Raw genomic sequence first — 17,924 nt, 5'->3', positions numbered from 1 at the left:
TCAAACTGTATCGTCAAAGTCTTGCGCCAATCCGCGCAGCGGCTCATCGAGTCGAGATTCTGCGGAGAATCCCTCCTCTGCTTCCGTCAAGGGCGCCGGCTCCGGGAGGGCGCCTGTCTGGCTTTCAAAGATGCGTTTCAGAATGCGGTCCGAAAAATATCGCACCTTCCTCAGTTGCAATGGCGGCAGACCTTTGATGAGAACAATCTCGTACTCGTCATTGAGCAGCCGAACCTGTTCGGGACGCAGCAGCGGCGCACCTTGAAACGAATTCTGAATGTTCCGGTCGAACGCTCGCGACTGGCTGTAGGAAATCGATTTGGCTTCAAACGTGTATTCACCGATGGCTTTGGAAATGTAGTTCGGAGTCTCGTCATCGGCCGTGGCCATGAACACTTGCAGTCCGGTATTGCTGAGAAAATTCTGCTTACCAGCCTCTCCATAAGCCCCCGTTAGTGCCGAAAGGCTTTGGATGATGAGCATGAAACGCCCCTTGTAGCCCGCGATAGTCGTAATTGCGGTCTCGATCGCCTCCAGCTTCCCCAAGTGCTTGAACTCATCGAGCAGAAAGAGAACCTCGTGCTTTTCGTCCTGGCGGGGCAGCGACCGCTGTAGAATTGAAACGATTTGCTGAAAAAATAAGCGTATCAAAGGCGCGATCACCTCAAGGTCGTTCGGACCAACGCAAAGATAGATGCACGTTCTGCGACGGCGAAGATCATAGACCGAAAAGTCCGAGCGACTTGTAGCCGCCTTGACAGCCGGATCCGCCCACAAGTTGAGCCCGCCATCGCCGAGCACGGACGTGTAGGAGGTTAGGATTTTCGTGTCGTTCCCCGCCATGTCGTCGAAGATGCGTTGTGCCTCTTTGTTCCGGGTCTCCATGGCGAGCTGCGCGAAGAGCTTAAACTTCTCCCCCGGCTGAGCGAACAGATCATAGACGGCGCCGATTGTTGGCGTGCCCCGCTCGATGCAGGCAAGGATCCCCGCGACAAAGATATCTCGGGCGCCCGCGACGAAACCTTCCGCCCCCTCCCCCTTGGCCGTAATCAGGTTCGCGGCCAAGCGGCGGGCTTCGGTGAATTGCTGCTGTGGATGCAGTGCTATGAGATCCAACAGTGGATTGTAGCAGTTTGTGCGCCGCTCTGAATCCAGTGGCGCGAATTTGAACACTTCGTGGCCTGCGGCTTTACGCGCCCTCGATGTGAGCTCAAAGAGCTCCCCCTTGACGTCCAGAGCTATCACAGAGCCTTTAAATGTAAGTAGCGTTGGAATGACTATGCCGACACCCTTGCCAGCGCGGGTCGGCGCAACGATGAGGCTGTGAGGCTGCTCGCCATTGGTCAGGTAATAGCCAGGCCATGAAGGGCCACTCGTCTTCCCAAAGACCGGTCCTGTCACGCCACGGTATCGTCGCAGATATCCCGTGCGTCGCATTTCATCCACTCGAGCCCAACGAGCGGTCCCGTGGTGTTCGAGCTTGCGGCGCAATACGAACTGCTGAATCAGCAAGACAACCGCGGATGTCGAGAGCACGATAGCCGCGCCCTGATAGAAAACGGGGGTTGCGAAACCCAAATAGAAGGGCGTCTCAAACCAAAAGGCACGGACATCAAACGCCATCAGAGCCTCGCCGCTACCCCCGTGGCGGAAGGTTGCGTACAGACTTGCCGCACAGAACCCCAAGGCGAGTGAGCACGCGATGCTAATGGCTATGTTGGGGGACGTCGTTTTTGTAGAAGACATTGTTCCATGGCCGAATTAGCCGTGCTGATGCTGCGCTTGCTTTAGACACCGAACCGAGGTCGCGCGATGCCGACGCTCGACAGATCGATGCCGCAGCGGGTGGTGCGATGCTTGCATCGCGCCACCCGGCAGACGTGGATTTTGAAAGTTTCACGAAGCAGGTACGTCGACGGCCAGCGAATTGGAAACGGCAAGGCCGTGAACGGAATTCGGGAGAGGAAGCGTTACTGCCATGGCCAAGACCTCAACGGCCGGTGCGATCCCTGCTTCTCCTGGCCTCCATTAGATCCTCTCGGGCGTGATTGTAGGAGTGGCTTATGTCCCGGCCGACTTGACCACCCCGCTGCAGCTGTTCGTGGGAGGTTTGCGGGCCAACTGTATCACGGACTGCAGCCCCAATACCTGCTATGTGGGCGTCCAGATCCGCACTGCGTTCCTCTGCTGCATGCCGCGGAGGAGGCATCTGCGGCAAGATGTCATGCATGCCGGGAATTGAGTGAGCTTGGGCCTGTTGATTTGGATCTAACTGGTGATACATGGCGTACATAGCATTGGATGCTGTCGACCTGACGTGGCCATCCGGATCGGTAGCCAATTCAGCGGCCTGATCAAAAATGCGAGCTTTATTTTCAGCGTTAAACTTGCTGAAGTTTTGCGCAGCGTAAAGCGCTCCGATAGCTTGCGAAGGTGGGTCCATGTTGCCAATGCGATTAACAATACTATCTTGTGTCTCTGGCCGAAGGTAATGGGACACATTACTGACTGCTCTGAATTGCTCCAATGCTACTTCATCCGGGGTGTGCCCCAACCCGGCAGTCAATCTGTCCCCCAGATCGACGGCTGATCGTCCAAGCTGATTGGTCCGCGTTTCAAATCTCGCGAGGTCAGTTTCTGGCTCGGTTTGAGTGCCCCGAACGGCTATGCGCTCTCGCCTCCCGAGTTCTTTGAAGTTCCCAAGATTTCGCGCTGTATCGCGCGGGTTAGCGCTTACCAGCCGTTCTGCAACATCGGTCAATGGTCCGTATGGAAGGTCACGGAGGGTACTGCGATTCCCCACGTCTTGGGATGAACTTGCAGCTGCGCGTGCCCGTTTGTTATCGCGATCCATTGCTCGGCCTCCAAAGTCGTTAAGTTACCCAATCAGGGTACCACCGACGCTTGACCTGCTAAACCGATATGAGGTTACAGTTGTAGTCTGTCAGAAGCTTCTCCCAACTCTGGGATACGCCGAGAGCCGTAACCGGGGCAGATTTCCGGGCGGAAGGGTTTGCGGCGAGAGCGTTCGTGATTCACCGTTTGCGTGACGCATCAGGATCGTCTCGTATAAGAGAGTGCTCGAGTGCCGAGGAATCTCTCCGACAAGGATACGTCTGAGCCGCCCAGTATGCCGGCTCGGCAACCACCCGAATGGATCGAAGCCGATCTGCAAAACGGATGGTGAGAGCGTTGGCTCGTTTCCAACCCATCCTGTCTCACCAGCGCGGACGCCTGGACGGATGTCAACGCCGGAAAAAGAACCGCATCGATTGGTCCCGCTTGCGGCCAGCTCCAGTCGGCCGCTCGATCGCAAGCGTGATTCGAGGAGGAAGCTCTCCCAGGTGCAATGCGAGGAGACGCTGGTCCAACTCCTTGTCGGCTGCCGTAAGGCGGTGGTTCAGGCGAAGGTAGTCCATCCAGGTCGGGGTGCGGAAGGTTTCTGTCCAACGCGAAGGCTGCTGGAGGTCGCGCTGGAGATTCCAGTGTCGCGCACCAACGCCGCTTTGTACTCGCCGCCGTTCCCGCATCTGCTCCAGGAACGCTTCGACATTTGCTTCGGGTATTGAATATTCGATCTTGGCGACGATCGGCCCGCTTCGGGGCTTCAAATCCAGGGCAACCTGAGGCGTTTCGAAGCCAAGAGGAGCCTGATCGGAATCTTTCCATTGACGGATGGGCAGCAGGAAGCCGGTGCCAGCGACCAGCACCAGCGCGCCACCTGAAAGCTCCAGAGCCGCGCTCAGCGAATAGCTCTCGGCCACCGTACCCCACAGCCAGCTGCCAGCCGCGATGCCGCCGGATGAAAGGGCATAATAGATCGAGAGCGTGCGACCAACGACCCACCTTGGACTCGCCAACTGGACGCTTACGTCCAGCCCGGTCCAGGTCACGACCCAGCCCGCGCCGCCGAGCGCCAGCGCGATAGCCGCCACCGCCACCGAGGGGGTGAAAGCAAGCGATAGACAACAAGCCGCACAGGCGATGCACGACAGTGTCGTCAAACGTTCCTGGGACAGCCTCCGTCTCAGAATGTTGTTGCAGATGCCGGCGAACAAGGCGCCGGTCCCGAAGCCGGCCATCAGGATGCCGTAAACGACTGGCCCTCCCCCCAGCTGATCGCGGGCGACGAGAGGCAAGAGCGCTAGTATAGAGATGCTCGTCAGCCCAAAAAGGGCACCGCGGGCAATTGCTGCCTTGATTTCGGATGACAGGGCAGTGAAGCGCGCTCCGTCATGGATCGCCGTGGTTAATGGTTCACTCGGCAGCGGTGACGAGCGAACATGCCATTTGCAGCGCCCTATGGTCCACAGCAGCATCAGATATGTAAGCGTCGCCACTGCGAAAGCCGTCAAAGGGCCAAAGGAAGCAACGACGACGCCACCGAGAGCGGGACCGATGCTTCGGACGGCGTTATATCCGACCGAGATAAGCGTGACGGCGGCCGGAACATCGCGCTTTCGCAGGATATCGCCAACCGACGCGTGCCAGGCGGGGTCGGTGAAAGCGGCGCCTACTCCGGCCAAACAGCTGAATGCAAGAACCATCCATGGATTGAAAATTCCGAGACCTGCAAGAACAGTCAGCATCGTCGAGGACAATGCTATCACGCACCAGCCAGCGAACATGAGATTGCGGCGGCTGTAATTGTCGGCTAGGGCGCCGGCGATAATTGACAGGAGGAATGTGGGCAAGGTTGTCGAAGCCTGCACCAAGGCGACCATCACATCCGATGTCGAAATGGTCGCCATCAGCCAACTGATGGCAACCATTTGAATCAGCCACCCTAGACTGGATACCTGCGTGGCAATCCAGATCGGACGGACAGTTGAATTCTCGAGCGGCGCAAACGTTGCCGATGACACCGGATTAACTTCTTCACGCGCCACCCCGCTCATTGGGCCGAGCCTCCCTTCGCTGCCAGTTGTATGAGATTTCTCCCCGCCCACTTGCTCTGGAGGAATGGCAGGATCAGGGCATTTTATCTGCGCAACGCAAGTTATTTTTGCCTGGCCGATGCTGCGACAGAACCGAATGCTTCCTCTGGCGCGATCGTTCCGCTATGCGTGACGAGACCGGTTCGATCCTGTCGTTGTCGATCCCCGACCACGTTACAAGGATCGTCAGTTTGACGATCCTTGGCGTCTCCAACCAAGCCACGTCCTGGGCATCGACTTCCCTTCTGGTGACCACGAGCTCTCGCGCATTGAACCGCCTCGCCAAGGTGGATCAGTAGTCTATCTTTGGCGTAGGTATTCAGCAGCTTGCTAGGCGCCCGCCGCCACGTGCGGGAGACGCCGGTATCAACCGGGGGGCAGATGCGCCGAGGGCAGCAAGCGCGCCTGACGCAACGCCGCCAGATCAGCCGAGCCGGTGCAGAAGCACGCGACGGCCAACTGGCGGATGACGATCTCGAAATGCGCGACAACCGCCTCGGTGGACACCGTCGCCGCGCGCAGCACGCCGGCCGCCTGCCCGGCGATGTCCGCGCCCAGGCGGATGGCCTTGGCCACGTCGACGCCGTCGCGGATCCCGCCCGACGCGATCAGCTTCACAGTTGGCAGCGCCCGACGTACCGCCTGCACGCTGGCGGGGGTCGGAATCCCCCAGTCGGCGAACGCCATCGCCACTGCACGGTCGGCGGCATCGCGGGCGCGCTCGCCCTCCACCGCGGCCCAACTGGTGCCGCCGGCGCCGGCGACATCGATGACCGCCACGCCCGCCTTGACGAGCGCGCAGGCCACCGAGGCGGACAGGCCCGACCCCACTTCCTTGGCCACAATCGGCACGTCCACGCTTCGCGCGGCGCGAGCGATCTGCGCCAGGACGCCGCGCCAGTCGCGGTCGCCCTCCGGCTGTACCGCTTCCTGCAGCGCATTGAGATGGACGATGAGTCCATCGGCCTCCAGCGCATCCACCGCCCGGCGCGCCAGGTCCAGGCCGTCGGCCTCGCGCAGTTGCGCGGCGCCGATATTGGCCAGCAAGGGAATGTCTGGGGCCATGCGGCGCAGCGCGCGCGTCAGCCCCTGGGAGTTGCGGGATTGCAGGCTCACGCGCTGCGAACCGACGCACATGGCGATCCCCAAGGCTTGTGCTGCCTCGCTCAGATGCCGGTTGATGGCCTCGGCGCGTGGCACGCCGCCGGTCATGGAGCTGATCAGCAGCGGCGCGCGCATGGTCTTGCCCAGCAGCGAGGCGCGCAGGTCGATCTGCGTCAGGTCCAACTCGGGCAATGCGCAGTGTTCGAAACGGATGTATTTCCAGCCGGCGGCGACCGTGGCCGGCGCCGTTCGCCGATCCAGCACGATGTCCAGATGGTCGTCCTTGCGCCGGCTCGGGACGTTGTCGCTATCGCTCATGCTCGCTCCATCCGTCGCATCGGGGGACGGCGTTGCGTCGGATCGGACCGACGGCAGCGGTGCGCACGCAGCCACATCACGCCGTTCAGGCGGGCGCACGCTGGCCTCCCCCCGCAGCGTCGCTGCGGTAGCGGCTGGTCGAGGTCTGGTAGTACTGCGCGCGGATGGCCGCCATGGCCTCGATCAACGGTCCCCACGGCGCGGGAAAGCGTTCTTCCGCCATCACCCGGTGCAGCATGCGCGTATGGCCGGCCAGCTCGTCGTTGAGGAACTCCACCACAGGCATAGCCGGATAGCGCTGCCGCAGCAGGATCGCCGCGTTGTCGGCCTCGCCGGCCGACCTGTCCTTGTCGCGTCCATGCAGATCGTTCTGGAGGCGCCCTATCGCGGAGATGAGCCGCAGGGCCCGGCGAAACGCCGGACGCGCACGCAAGGTCGCCATGTCCAACCCCCACAGCAACGAAAGGCAACAGAACACGTTCGTGTAGGCGATCGAATCGATGCCATTGTGCAGGTACTCGGCGTAGGACCAGCGTTCTGCCCCTGCCGCCTGCGCGTGTCCGGCGCGCAGCGCCCCGCAGTAGCACCGGGTATCGTCGAGAAGCTGAGCATAGTCGCGACGATCGTAGGCGAGCGCGGCCAGCGAAGCGCGCAGCACAGCGCAGCCCTCGAATCCGGGGAGCGCGCACGGCACGCCCTGCCCCAGCGCCTGCTCCACCGCAGCGAGTTCCTCCGGCGCGATCAGGCCAAGATCGTTGCAATCGTCGAGCCAGAAAAGCAGCGCCAGTTCGCGATAGAACGCCACGATCAGCGTTTCGTCCTGCGGATCGCGGCCAGTGCGGGCGCTGGTGTCGTGCAGGCTCGGGTGGATGCGCTGCAGGATGTACTGGCCGCCCCTGACCGCTTCCACGGCATGCTCGTCGGCGAACCCTGTCAGGGAACGCCCCCACTCCAGCACCTGCTGCAGCGCGCTTTCGGTCTGGATCATAGCGCCGCTCCTGCTTCCTCGGCCAGGACGCGCCGCCCCCAACGAAGCGCCAGCCACAACGCGGCGAGTTCGGCCACGCGCACGACCCGGGTGGGGCAATACAGTTCCTTGCCGATCCACAGCGGCGTCTGCGGCAATGCATGCGCCACATGGCGAGCGAGCATCCACTCCAGCGCACGCGCCACCGCCTGCGCGATGCGCCGGCGCCCTGTCGGCTCTTCGCTCCCGTCCATCACGTGCAACGCGAACAGCGCATAGGCGGTTTCCTCAAATGAGGACGCGCAACCGGCGCCCCAGCCGCCGTCATCGCGCTGCGCCTGCAGCAGCGCCGCCAGCGCGCGCTCGTCGCGCCAATGGGGCTTGCCTTGCGCCAGTGCAGCGACCGCATGCGCGGTGGGATACAGCCACGAAACGTGCCATTTTTCGTTGTCCCATAGACCGTGCGGGTTGCGATTGGCCTCGACGTAGGCGCTGGTGCCGGCGGCGGGCTTTCCCAACAGTCGCAACGCATGCAGGGCATGGATGTTGGTCGACACCGAGGCATTGCGCTCGCCGGGGAAGGTGACGAATAGCTCGCCGATTTCGAAATCGCGCAACGCATCGACCGGCGGGTCGCGACCTGCAAGGCGCAGGACGCACAACGCAACTGAGGTGTCGTCGGCATCGGCTGCGAAGTGCAAGGCCGGGCCCAGACCGCGCACGCCCATGCGGGCGTCGAGCTGCGCGACGATCACGCGCACGGCATCGGCGAACGCGGGATGCGCGAACAGCCCGGCCAGATGCAGGGTGTACAGCGACCAGCATGGCTCGAACACATTGATCGGCCAGACGTTGGGAACGACACCTTCGATGCCGCTGCGCGTCGCCCGCGATGCCGCCTGCAGATACGCGTCGGTGCGCCCGACCTGCGGCGTGCTCCCATGTGTTACGGCGTGCGCACGCCACGCGGCGGTGGCCGCCGGACTGATGCCAATGCTGCCGTCGTCGTCCGGGCATGCGGTGGTCGGCGACGTTCCCCAGGCTTCCCAGGAGTGCAGCAACGGATGGCCGCTCGGCAACGTCGCCACCGCCCCCAACTTGACAAGGCACGCCTGCCGCAACGGCAACAGCGCCCTGTGGCGCGGAAACCCCACGCCGCCCAGCAAGGATGCGGCCTCGCCGCACAACTGCGGCAGGATCAGCTCCGCGCCGATCGGCGCGTCTTCCGGCACCGAATGCGCGTAGGGATCGGGCTGGCGCTCGAGGAACCGGGTTGCAGCCTGGACTGCGTCGGCAGCGCCGGGAAGAGGATCGGCACGCTGCAATGTCAGCAACGCCGCCCAGGTGGGCGCATGGCGGAACAGCGGGAAGTCCGCGCTTCCCCATCCGCCATCGGCCTGTTGTTGCGCGATGAGCCACGCGTATGCGTCCTGCCGACCGGCGACGTTGCCGTGGAACTGCAGAGCTCGCGCCGTGTCGTAGACGGACGGACCGACGCTGCCGCCGTCGCTCATCTCGATCAGCAGGTGGCGCAATTCGGAAAGGATCTGTTCGGACAGCGCGTTCACGCGGTATGTTCCTTCTGCAGACAGTTGACGGGAACCAGGATCGGGCAGACTCCGCGCACGTCGCCGCAGGCCCGTCGCGGCCCGGCGCATGGGCAGCGCCGGACGGCCGCCCTGCTCCGGCGCGGCGACGCACCCCGATGCTGGCGCCGGTCCGCTGCATAGGCTTGCGCGTAGCGCGCCGCGTGCGCCGCGGCCGTGCTGGGCAACCGCTGCGAGCGGTGCCGCGGATTCGGACACAGTGCAGCATGCACCGCTACCGCCGGCCGATCGCAGCGGCACAGGGGCGACTCCATGCGGACGGGCGCGCTCATGCGCATGGCGCGTGCTTTAACAGATACGCGTTGGCCCGCCGCAGCATCTGCGCCAACCGTTCCGCACGCGGCCCTAGCGGGACGATGGCCTCCCCGGCGTCGCGCAACAGATCCAGCGCGAACTGGCGCGCTGCCTGCAGCCCCATGATGGACGCACAGGTCGGCTTCTGCGCCGCCGCGTCCTTGCCGGGGGTCTTGCCCAACGTCGCGGTATCCGCTGTCGCGTCGAGAATGTCGTCGACCACCTGCAACGCCAGGCCGAAGCAGGCGGAGTAGCGATCGAGCGCACAGTACAGCGCAGCGTGGGCGGCATCCTCCGCGATGGCGCATAGCGCGCCCATGCGAACGGACGCGCGCACTAGCGCTCCGCTCTTCATCCGGTGCATCGCCACGATCCTGTCCAGATCGACGTGCTTTCCGACCAGCGACAGATCCATGGCCTGCCCGCCTGCGGCACCCTCGGCGGACACCGCCTGCGCCAGTTCGCGCACGAGCGCGATACGGTTGTCGCCCGGCGCATCCAGGTTCGCCAGGGTCAGGAAGGCGTGCGCCTGCAGCGCATCGCCGACCAGGATCGCAGTGGCTTCGCCGAACTTGACGTGCACGGTCGGAAGGCCGCGGCGAAGCACGTCATCGTCCATTGCGGGCAGGTCGTCGTGGACCAGGGTACAGGCGTGCATCATCTCGATGGCGGCGCCGACATCGTCGAGCATGTGCGTCGGCGTGTCGGCCAGTGCGCCGGTAGCCAGACAGAGCAAGGCGCGGGTGCGCTTTCCGCCATGCAAGCTGGCGTAGCGCATCGCCGCCATCAGCTCGGTCTCACCGTCGTCTTCGGCGCAGAGAAGACGCGCCAGCGCCTGTTCGACCCGCTTTGCGCCGTCCTGCGTCCAGATCTCCGGCGGCAGCCTGCCGGATGCGCCGCGCGCCTGCGCGCCCAATCCGCCGAGCGCGGAAACGCCAGTTCGGTCGTCGTGTCGCGTGGAACCGGTCTGGATGTTTTTCATGTCCTTGTACCTGACAGGAGACGGCCACGGCGAGCGGCGAGCCGCCGCGGCGTTGCCGGCGTCGCACCGAGCGCGCGCGCCGAGTGGAGCAATGCTGCGGGTCGCCGGCGCCGCTGCCTCGCCACACGGGGCATGCGATGCCAGCTCATGAGAATCCGATGCGGATTTTCATGGACGGATGTGCGGTCGGGAAATAGCGCCGACCTTTTTCGACGGCGCTCAGCAACCGCGGCCGCACCCCGGCCTTGTGCATGGTCAGTGCCAAGGCGATGCAGAACTGCACCATTTCCAGCCATACCAGGTGGTAACCGATGCAGACGTGTGGGCCGGTACCGAACTGCAGCATGTCCACCGGCCGGATCGGCTCCGTGCGTTGCAGCCACCGTGCCAGGCGGAACTGATCAGGCGCCTCGTGCAGCAGCGCAGAGGTCGAGAAATGCAGCAGCGGGATGCACAGAGGGGTGCCCGCAGGAATGCGCCGTTGGCCGAGTTGCAATTCCTGCAGCGCGCGACGCGGCAGGAGCGTGGTCGCCGGATGCACGCGCAGCGTCTCGCGGAACAGCGCCTCGGCGACCGGACACTGCGCCAGGTCCGCGTGCCGGGTCGGCACCGCGCCCACGCGTTGCGCCTCCTCGACCAGGGCGTCCCACAGCCCAGGCTGCCGCGCCAGCTCGATCACCATCCAGGCCATCGTCGAGGCGGTGGTGTCGTGACCGGCAAGCAGCAGCAGGCGGATATTGGCGACCAGGACGTCGTCGGAGAGCACATCGTCGCCGCGATCGAAGGCGCTCACCATGTCATTGATCAACCCAGTGCGCGCGGCATGGGCGCGCGCGTCGCGGACGAACTGGCGCAACTGCGCGTCGATCCAGTCGCGGGCGGCGCGGCCGCGCCGCAAGGGCAGTCCGGGCAGGTCGACCGGGGGCGCGACGATCAACTGCAGCAGTTGCCGGTATTTGCGATGCCATCCCGGCAGGTCCTGCGCTGGGATTCCCATGAGGCTGAAGATGAGCTTGAGCATCAGGTCGCCGGTCTCGCGCAGGATGGTTACGTCGCCGCGGTCGCGCCACGCCTGCACCCGCGCCTGGATGACGGGCGCGAACAAGTTGCCGATGCCGGCCTGGGTCAGCCCCTTGGGCAGGAACGCCGCCTTGATCGCGTCGCGCGCCTGCCGGTGCGCGCCGCCGTCCTGGGCGACCAACGTTCCGCCAAGCAATTCGGGGGCGATCTCTTCGATCAGCGCCGAGGACACGTCCTTGTGCCGGAGCAGTGCAAACGCATCCGGATCCACGCAGGTCATCAGGTGTCCGGCAGGGCCGAAATCCAGCCAGAAGTGGCTGCCCAACGTCCGTTCCGCGCGCCGCAGCAGGCGCGGCAGGTCGCAGACGATGGCGGGAAGATGTCCGACCAGGGGGAAAGCGCCGGGCACGACCGGGATGTCGTCCCGCAGCCGGTGCCGACGGTCCAGCGGGTTGAGCAGCATGTCCATCAGCAGCGCGGCGCCGCGGCCGCTTCGGCGGTGTCGCCGGCAGGCCGCGCGGCGCGGCTGTTGCCACCGTCGGCGTACGTCGGCACATGCGCCAGCATGCCGCCGTCGATGCACAGGACCTGGCCGGTGATGAACGCGGCATCGTCGGAGAGCAGGAACGCCACCAGCGCGGCCACGTCCTCGGGGCGGCCGACGCGCTGCAGGAGTTGGTGCCGGCTCAGATGCCGTTGCATGCACTCGTCCAGCTTGGCGAGGAGACGCTCGGTCATGATGAGACCCGGCGCAACCGCGTTGCAGCGGATCTGCGCATGACCGTACTGGGTGGCGAGCGAGGCCGACAGCATGTTCATCGCCGCCTTCGACGCCGCGTAGGACGTCTGCGCGGTGTCACCGCTGAGCCCCTGGCACGACGACATGTTGACGATCGCGCCACCGCCGCGGGCGATCATTCGTGGGATGGCCTGCCGGCAGCAGAGCAGCGTGCCGCGCAGATTGGTCGCCATGGTCTGATCCCAGACCGCCAGGTCCAGGTCGAGGATCGTGCGGTCGCGCGGTGTCAGATGCATGGCGCTCGCGTTGTTCACCAGCAGGTCGACCCCACCGAAGTGCCGCTCCGCCGTCTCGAACAGCGCTGCCACCGCCTGCGCATCGGCGATGTCCATGGCCAGGGCCAGCGCGTGGCCCGCTTCGGCCGCGATCTTCGCGGTGCAGGCGATGGCCGCCGAGCCATCAATGTCGGCCACCACCACTCTGCCGCCCTCGCGCGCGATGGCGAGGGCGCATGCCTTGCCGATGCCGGCGCCGGCGCCGGTCACCACGGCCACCTTGCCTTCAAACCGTCCTCCTGGGTTGCGTTGGTCTTTCGCGGCATGCCGCTCAGCCTGCGCCGGAGAAGGCGCAGGGTCGGCGCTGGCGCGCTCGCCAGCGTCGCTTTCGATGACCCGAATGGCGGCGACCGGACACTGGCTGGCCGCGAGCCGCGCGGCGGCGTGCAGCGCCTGCGGGACCTTCGCCACGCACACTTCCGCCACGCCGTCCGGTTCGCGCTGGCGAAAGATGCCCGGCAGCGTCAGCACACACTGCCCGGTGGTTCCGCATAGATCCTGGTCGATCACGACGCGCATCTCAGCCCCCCTTATGCAGCCGCACCGGCAGCGCGCGGAACGTCCTAAGGAACGCGGACGGTTCCCGGGTCGGCTGCTCGGCCAATGCCAGTGTGGGGAAGCGCGCTTGGATGCGCGGCAGGCTCTCGGCCAACTGCACCCGGGCCAGTTGCGCACCGAGGCAGAAGTGGATGCCGTGGCCGAAGCTCAGCATGATCTTCCCGTCGGTCGACATGCCAGGAGTGGTGCCGTAGAACCGCGCGGGATTGAAGCGGTCGGGATCGGCGAAGGCGTCCGGGTCGCGATTGCCGGCCGCGATGAGCACGCGCACGTCCGCGTTCTTCGGGATCACCACGCCGCCCAGTTCGATGTCGCGCTGGGCGATACGCGGAATGGAGCTGAACATGGCAGGCGCGTCGCAGCGCAGGACTTCTTCGACGAATGCCTTCACCCCTACGGCGTCTCCCTGCAGCAAGTGCCGCTGTTCGGGATACGCGAGCATCGCCAGGACCGCATGGTCGATGGTCGAAGCAGTGGTGGCGAAGCCGCCTAGCAGCATGCCCCACAGCATGCTGATCAACTCCGCATCCGACAGCGTGTCGGCATCGTCGTCGTGTACGCCGACCACCATCGACACGATGTCGTTGCGGGGATCGGTGCGCTTGCGCTGTATGAGATCGCCGAAGTAGGCCTGCACCCTGGCGCTGGCCGCGTCCGCCGCGGCGAGCTGGGGATCGCTGGCGTGTGGGCTCAGGCCTTCCAGAATGGCGCCGATGCCGGCAGCGAGCCCGTACATGTCATCCTGGGGCATGCCGAACAGTTCGGCGAAGACCAGCATTGGCAAGGCCAGCGCGAATTCCCAATGCAGGTCCACCGCCTCCCCGCGCTCAAGCGCGGGCGCCATGCCGTCCAGGCGCGCCGCGACGATGCGCGCGATGCTCGGCCGCAGGTTGTCGATCTGGCGCATGGTGAAATCGCGCGAGATCAGCCGGCGCAGACGCGTATGCGTCGGTGGATCCTTCATCGCTAGCGTGGACGCGAGGAGATTGAGTGACAGGCTGGTCTCCGCGCGCGGGAAATAGCGCGCCAGTTCGCCCGGCGCCGGTCCCCGAAACACATCGCCCGTGGCCTTGAGTGCCCAGTAGATGTCGGCGTGGCGGCTCAACAGAAAGAGGCCCGACGCCGCGCGATGCACCGGATCGTGCTCGCGCAACCACCGCATGAACGGATACGGGTCGTGGATGCACGCTGGCGACGCCAGTTCGGCGAAGGCGTCCCGGCATGCTGCCTTGGTTTCTTGCACGTCCATCTTGGTTACCCGTTGGCTGGCTGATCTGACCGGCGCGTGCTAGGCGCGCCGGCAAATTGCGGATAAGATCGCGATTCCGGGCGGCGTCCGCGCGTCACCAGAGCACCGGGAACTCCTCGAACCCGCCAGTGATGATCTCCTTGCGCAACTTCAGTTCTTCGGGCGCCACGGCCAGGCGCAGCGCGGGAAAGCGCTGGAAGATCGAGCCGACCACCACCTTGAGTTCCAGCCTGGCCAGCGCCATGCCGATGCAGTAGTGCGGCCCGTGCGAGAACGTCAGGTGCGGATTTTCGTCGCGTCCGATGTCGAAGATTTCCGGGTCGTCGAAATGGCGCGGATCGAACGACGTCGCCGGCAGGCCGACCAGCACCTTGCTCTCCGCGGGAATATGCACGCCCGCGATAGTCACGTCGGTCCTCGGATAGCGCATGATGCCGTCCCAGCCCGCGCCCGGCGGGTACATGCGCAGGATTTCCTCCACCGCATTGTCCACCAGGGATGGATCGCCGACTAGGCGTTCGCGCTGTTGTGGATGGCGGAACATGGCCAGCAGGCCGAATTCGATCTGCGCGACGGTGCTCTCGTGCCCCGCCACCAGCATGCCCGCCGCCAGGCCGATCGCCTCTTCCTCGGTCGCATTGCCCTGCTCGACCGCCGCGAGCAGATCCGTCAGCAGGTTGTCGCCCGGATCCTGGCGCTTGTCCCACATCTTGCCGCGAATGTAGGCGCGCAGTTCTTCCCAGGCCAGGCGCGACGCGCTGCGCGGGCCGCTTTCATGCTGGTGCGTCATCACTTCGTCGGACAGCCCGGCGAAAAAGGCGTGATCCTCGTAGAGCACGCCCATCAGCGCGCTGATGACCATGGCCGGCAGCGGAAAGGAGAGGTGGCGCCTCAGGTCGGCGGGCTGGGGCTGGACCGCCAGCGTCTCGAACAACTGCGCGGCGATCGCCTCGACCTGCTGCGCGAGCACCTTCACCCTGCGGTTGCTGAAGGCCGGCGCCACGATCGTGCGTAACCGGGCATGCTCGCCCCCCTCGTGCGAGACCAGCCACCCCGCCGAACCGAGAATCACCGAATCCGGGGTGAATGCCGCCGGCGGCATTCCCGCCGGCCGGAACGCCGCGTCGGACAGCGCCGCCTTGGCCTCGTCGTAGCCTGTCACCCACCAGCCTTCGTGCCCGGAGGGGAAGCGCACGCGGTGGATCGGACCGTTGGCGCGTAGCGCCAACATCTCAGGCGAGGGCTCGATGTGGTCGACGCGCCACATCGGCAGCGTCGGCAAGGGTTGTTCGGACATGGTGGCACTTCTCTAGCGATGGAAGGGCGGAAGGCGCTGCAGGCAGCGAATGACGATGGCATGTAGACGTCCTCCGCGGCGTAGCCCGACTCGATTATCAAGATCGGCCAACGTGTAACTGCCTAGGCATACCGCGCGGCGAGATGCAGAACTTTATCCTGCGCCTTCGAGTTCAGGATAAGACGAGTGTGGTGGGCCTTTGAGTCGCAGCCGGCCATCAAGATTTCCTGCGCAAGGGTCGACAAGGGCGGCAGCCTGTTTGGGTACGGGGCGGTTTCGCCGAGGCCCCCTTGCATAGAATGTTATCTGATGCGGATTTGACATTTTGCTTTTCTTTCTCCGTTTCATCAATCGCGGTGTCATCCACGAAATGAAGGTCGGTCCGCGGCTCCCGGCTCCCAACGAAGGAGTTTCAAAACTCGTGCCAATTTGGCGACCCAGCAGAAGAAAAACATTGTGATTGCTTTTCAGCGGATTAGCCTGAGGCTAGACAAGAGCTCGGCGAAATAGGCCGGTGTCGCGGACCCAACAAAGACGACAGAAGAGTGTCGGATAGGCGACACCTTCTTTGTCAGTTGTCCTGTCCTGGAATGATGGCAGGCCACCTGACCCTATATTGACCCATAGGAGGTTGGCTCAGGGTTCACGTGCTTGCTAAGGGGCGCGCTCGAGGCGGCTTGCGGGCGCGTTGCCAATACAACACTGGCTATCCGCAACACCGCCATCTGGGGCGAAGCCGGGACGGCCTGCGCGTCGGACTCCAAGAAGTTCGGCGCTTGGGACGGCAACCTGATGACGGAATGGCATGTCCGCTATGGCGGTCGTGGCGTGATGATCTAATGGCATGTCGAAAAGGGCTCGACCTGCATTTTCTCGCAGCTCAAGCGCTGTTCGTCTTCGGAGGTCGCCGCGATGATCAAGGGCGTTCTGCGACACTGCACCAACGTCGAGATTCAGGGCCAATATTCGACCGCCGTCGGCGTGGCTTTTTGCCGCCTGCTCGGGTTCACCTGCCGCCACGCCTGAAGGCGATCGCCCAGCAGAAGCTGGCGCCGCCATGCCTGCGCGCTGAATTTCCCAATCTGCTTCCCATTCTTTCCAACGTTATCAACTGAGAGGAGGTTGAGCAGCAGTATGGCCACAGTCAATCTGGGCCGGCATCGATCTGACTGCCATCCCGAAATATCACGGTCGCAGCGGTAGCCAGAACGACCATCGGAATAGCCTCCGGCCTTCGTTCATCCCGAAGAAGGGTTGACCGACCACTCCGTTTCGCCAGCGCGAATGCGGCAACTCCATTGCGATCGCGGCAATTCGGATTGGCGCGGGGCGCCATGTGCTCCGACCCTGAGGGCTGTCCCGGTCGGCGCGAGCTATCGCTCAGCGGCGATCAAGTCATCGGCTTTCGGAATGACCGGCGACGCTTCGTCTCAACGATTATGCCGGTCGGGCTGTCGGCCGTATTCTTCGCCTTGAACACGGCGGTTCGCTTCGGTTTTGGTTTGGGTGGCGCTTGAGGCTCAACCCTTGGCTCCGGCGTTTGCTTGCCCTTTTGTTTGTCCTTGCGGGAGCAAAGCAAAGCCTTGGCGGTCGCGGCGTCCGCATCCGAGACCACGCCGGCCGGCTTGCCATCGAGATTGACCCGTGCGGCGCCGGCATCCAGTCTCGCCAAGTATTTGGCCATCTTGGTATACGCCAGCAGGGCTCTCCTCAATTCATCATCGGACAGTTCGCCGTCGAGCACCCGAATGTCATGATGGATGCCGATCTTGAGCGGCCTGGGCGCTTTCGGATTGAACGCCGCAGGCCACTTGGCCGATAGATAGCGGAAAAGCTGTGCAGGCGATTTGCCTCGGCTACAGCTCAACATCATAAGCCTCGCCCCATTGTTTTCGTTTCCAATTCGGACCTTCCTAGCACTGATATATGCAATGATTATGGAAAAATGAGCATTCGCTCCGCAGGGCAAAGACCTCCTCATTCGGACACGCGAGGTGCCTGGTGAGCCGAGCAGGATCGGCACCAATCACGCCGAGCCGTCCCGTTAGAGTTCACAGCCATACATCAGGGTCGGTGGAATGCTGTTCTCCAATATCTCCGCCAGCTCATTGACCCTTGGCAGCGCATATCAAACGCCGGCAGCGAAAAAGACTCGACGGCCCTCCGCGGAGGGCCGTCAGCGAGTAGGACCCGAAACCGTCGCGGCTCCTCTCACCCGTTCGGCCGTTCCGTCGTACCAGGGCGTCGCGTAGCGCGAAAGCTACTCAGGCGACCGTTCCGTGATCTCGGCCGGATCGACGCCGTCCTGGGACAGGAAGGCAGGCGAATGGCTGAAAAAAAAGCGTTCCGCCACAACCCGGCACCTGGCGCGGGCGCGGCGGAACTGCCGGGCGGCGGCCATTTCGGAATAGCTGCCGCCGATGACAATAGGCGCAGCGAAATTCAGAAGGTTGTGGGCGACAGGCTTCGGACTCCCATTCGATTGCCGACTCGGCTCATGCCTTGACGGGCAATATT

13 protein-coding genes and 2 pseudogenes are annotated in these 17,924 nt (G+C 64.1%); 2 read left to right on the top strand and 13 right to left on the bottom strand.

Features of this window, described 5'->3' with window-relative positions; translation table 11 throughout:
• From virD4 to JG747_RS34750, 12 genes and pseudogenes are all read right to left on the bottom strand, one after another.
• Entirely contained in the window at nucleotides 1–1,746 is a 1,746-nt protein-coding gene (gene virD4 / locus JG747_RS34800) for a type IV secretion system ATPase VirD4 (RefSeq protein WP_199201300.1), read from the bottom strand.
• 1,499 nt (nucleotides 1,747–3,245) lie between these two features.
• Nucleotides 3,246–4,898: an MFS transporter gene (locus JG747_RS34795; RefSeq protein ID WP_199201299.1), complete on the bottom strand. Its 1,653-nt coding sequence runs from the start codon at nucleotides 4,896–4,898 to the stop codon at nucleotides 3,246–3,248.
• 405 nt (nucleotides 4,899–5,303) lie between these two features.
• Complete coding sequence (fni, locus tag JG747_RS34790) at nucleotides 5,304–6,359, bottom strand: type 2 isopentenyl-diphosphate Delta-isomerase (RefSeq protein WP_199201298.1); 1,056 nt, start codon at nucleotides 6,357–6,359, stop codon at nucleotides 5,304–5,306.
• 85 nt (nucleotides 6,360–6,444) lie between these two features.
• Nucleotides 6,445–7,347, bottom strand: a complete 903-nt coding sequence (locus JG747_RS34785) for a terpene synthase family protein (protein ID WP_199201297.1) — start codon at nucleotides 7,345–7,347, stop codon at nucleotides 6,445–6,447.
• On the bottom strand, nucleotides 7,344–8,894 hold the full coding sequence (locus JG747_RS34780; protein WP_199201296.1) for a hypothetical protein: 1,551 nt from the start codon (nucleotides 8,892–8,894) through the stop codon (nucleotides 7,344–7,346). The genes JG747_RS34785 and JG747_RS34780 overlap by 4 nt, the downstream gene beginning before the upstream one ends.
• A 307-nt stretch (nucleotides 8,895–9,201) precedes the next feature.
• Complete coding sequence (locus JG747_RS34775; protein ID WP_199201295.1) at nucleotides 9,202–10,209, bottom strand: polyprenyl synthetase family protein; 1,008 nt, start codon at nucleotides 10,207–10,209, stop codon at nucleotides 9,202–9,204.
• A gap of 145 nt (nucleotides 10,210–10,354) precedes the next feature.
• A complete protein-coding gene (locus tag JG747_RS34770; RefSeq protein ID WP_199201294.1) occupies nucleotides 10,355–11,698 on the bottom strand; it encodes a cytochrome P450 in 1,344 nt (447 codons plus the stop codon).
• The gene (locus tag JG747_RS34765) at nucleotides 11,698–12,522 is read right to left on the bottom strand and encodes an SDR family oxidoreductase (protein WP_342216827.1); all 825 of its coding nucleotides are present in this window, start codon (nucleotides 12,520–12,522) and stop codon (nucleotides 11,698–11,700) included. Before JG747_RS34765 ends, JG747_RS34770 begins: the two co-directional genes overlap by 1 nt.
• A gap of 174 nt (nucleotides 12,523–12,696) precedes the next feature.
• Nucleotides 12,697–12,822, bottom strand: a pseudogene (locus JG747_RS37710) (ferredoxin); the annotation flags it as partial.
• Nucleotide 12,823: 1 nt separating this feature from the next.
• On the bottom strand, nucleotides 12,824–14,110 hold the full coding sequence (locus JG747_RS34760; RefSeq protein WP_199201292.1) for a cytochrome P450: 1,287 nt from the start codon (nucleotides 14,108–14,110) through the stop codon (nucleotides 12,824–12,826).
• Between the two features lie 94 nt (nucleotides 14,111–14,204).
• A complete protein-coding gene (locus JG747_RS34755; RefSeq protein ID WP_199201291.1) occupies nucleotides 14,205–15,407 on the bottom strand; it encodes a cytochrome P450 in 1,203 nt (400 codons plus the stop codon).
• Nucleotides 15,408–15,529: 122 nt separating this feature from the next.
• Nucleotides 15,530–15,703 (bottom strand): hypothetical protein, encoded by a 174-nt coding sequence (locus JG747_RS34750; protein ID WP_199201290.1) that lies wholly within the window; start codon nucleotides 15,701–15,703, stop codon nucleotides 15,530–15,532.
• A 367-nt stretch (nucleotides 15,704–16,070) separates the two neighbouring features.
• Between JG747_RS34750 and JG747_RS34745 the strand changes: the two are divergent.
• Nucleotides 16,071–16,519: pseudogene (locus JG747_RS34745) on the top strand (Tn3 family transposase); the annotation flags it as partial.
• Nucleotides 16,520–16,797: 278 nt separating this feature from the next.
• Here JG747_RS34745 and JG747_RS34740 read toward each other — a convergent pair.
• Nucleotides 16,798–17,430 (bottom strand): ProQ/FINO family protein, encoded by a 633-nt coding sequence (locus JG747_RS34740; RefSeq protein WP_244748465.1) that lies wholly within the window; start codon nucleotides 17,428–17,430, stop codon nucleotides 16,798–16,800.
• A 303-nt stretch (nucleotides 17,431–17,733) separates the two neighbouring features.
• Between JG747_RS34740 and JG747_RS34735 the strand changes: the two genes are divergently transcribed.
• Nucleotides 17,734–17,913 carry a hypothetical protein gene (locus JG747_RS34735; RefSeq protein ID WP_199201289.1) on the top strand — a complete coding sequence of 60 codons (180 nt, stop codon included), beginning with the start codon at nucleotides 17,734–17,736 and terminating at the stop codon, nucleotides 17,911–17,913.
• Nucleotides 17,914–17,924 lie beyond the last annotated feature (11 nt).

The sequence above is a fragment of the Mesorhizobium sp. 131-3-5 genome (assembly GCF_016756575.1).
GTDB lineage: Bacteria > Pseudomonadota > Alphaproteobacteria > Rhizobiales > Rhizobiaceae > Mesorhizobium > Mesorhizobium jarvisii.
This window is presented reverse-complemented; position numbering and strand designations above follow the sequence as displayed.

Bases quoted from the DNA above. Each gene is read 5' to 3' on its own strand.
- fni (WP_199201298.1), bottom strand. From the start codon at position 6,359: ATGAGCGATAGCGACAACGTCCCGAGCCGGCGCAAGGACGACCATCTG.
- JG747_RS34750 (WP_199201290.1), bottom strand. From the start codon at position 15,703: ATGCAAGGGGGCCTCGGCGAAACCGCCCCGTACCCAAACAGGCTGCCG.
- JG747_RS34795 (WP_199201299.1), bottom strand. From the start codon at position 4,898: ATGAGCGGGGTGGCGCGTGAAGAAGTTAATCCGGTGTCATCGGCAACG.
- JG747_RS34735 (WP_199201289.1), top strand. From the start codon at position 17,734: ATGGCTGAAAAAAAAGCGTTCCGCCACAACCCGGCACCTGGCGCGGGC.
- JG747_RS34770 (WP_199201294.1), bottom strand. From the start codon at position 11,698: ATGGACATGCTGCTCAACCCGCTGGACCGTCGGCACCGGCTGCGGGAC.
- virD4 (WP_199201300.1), bottom strand. From the start codon at position 1,746: ATGTCTTCTACAAAAACGACGTCCCCCAACATAGCCATTAGCATCGCG.
- JG747_RS34760 (WP_199201292.1), bottom strand. From the start codon at position 14,110: ATGGACGTGCAAGAAACCAAGGCAGCATGCCGGGACGCCTTCGCCGAA.
- JG747_RS34785 (WP_199201297.1), bottom strand. From the start codon at position 7,347: ATGATCCAGACCGAAAGCGCGCTGCAGCAGGTGCTGGAGTGGGGGCGT.
- JG747_RS34775 (WP_199201295.1), bottom strand. From the start codon at position 10,209: ATGAAAAACATCCAGACCGGTTCCACGCGACACGACGACCGAACTGGC.
- JG747_RS34755 (WP_199201291.1), bottom strand. From the start codon at position 15,407: ATGTCCGAACAACCCTTGCCGACGCTGCCGATGTGGCGCGTCGACCAC.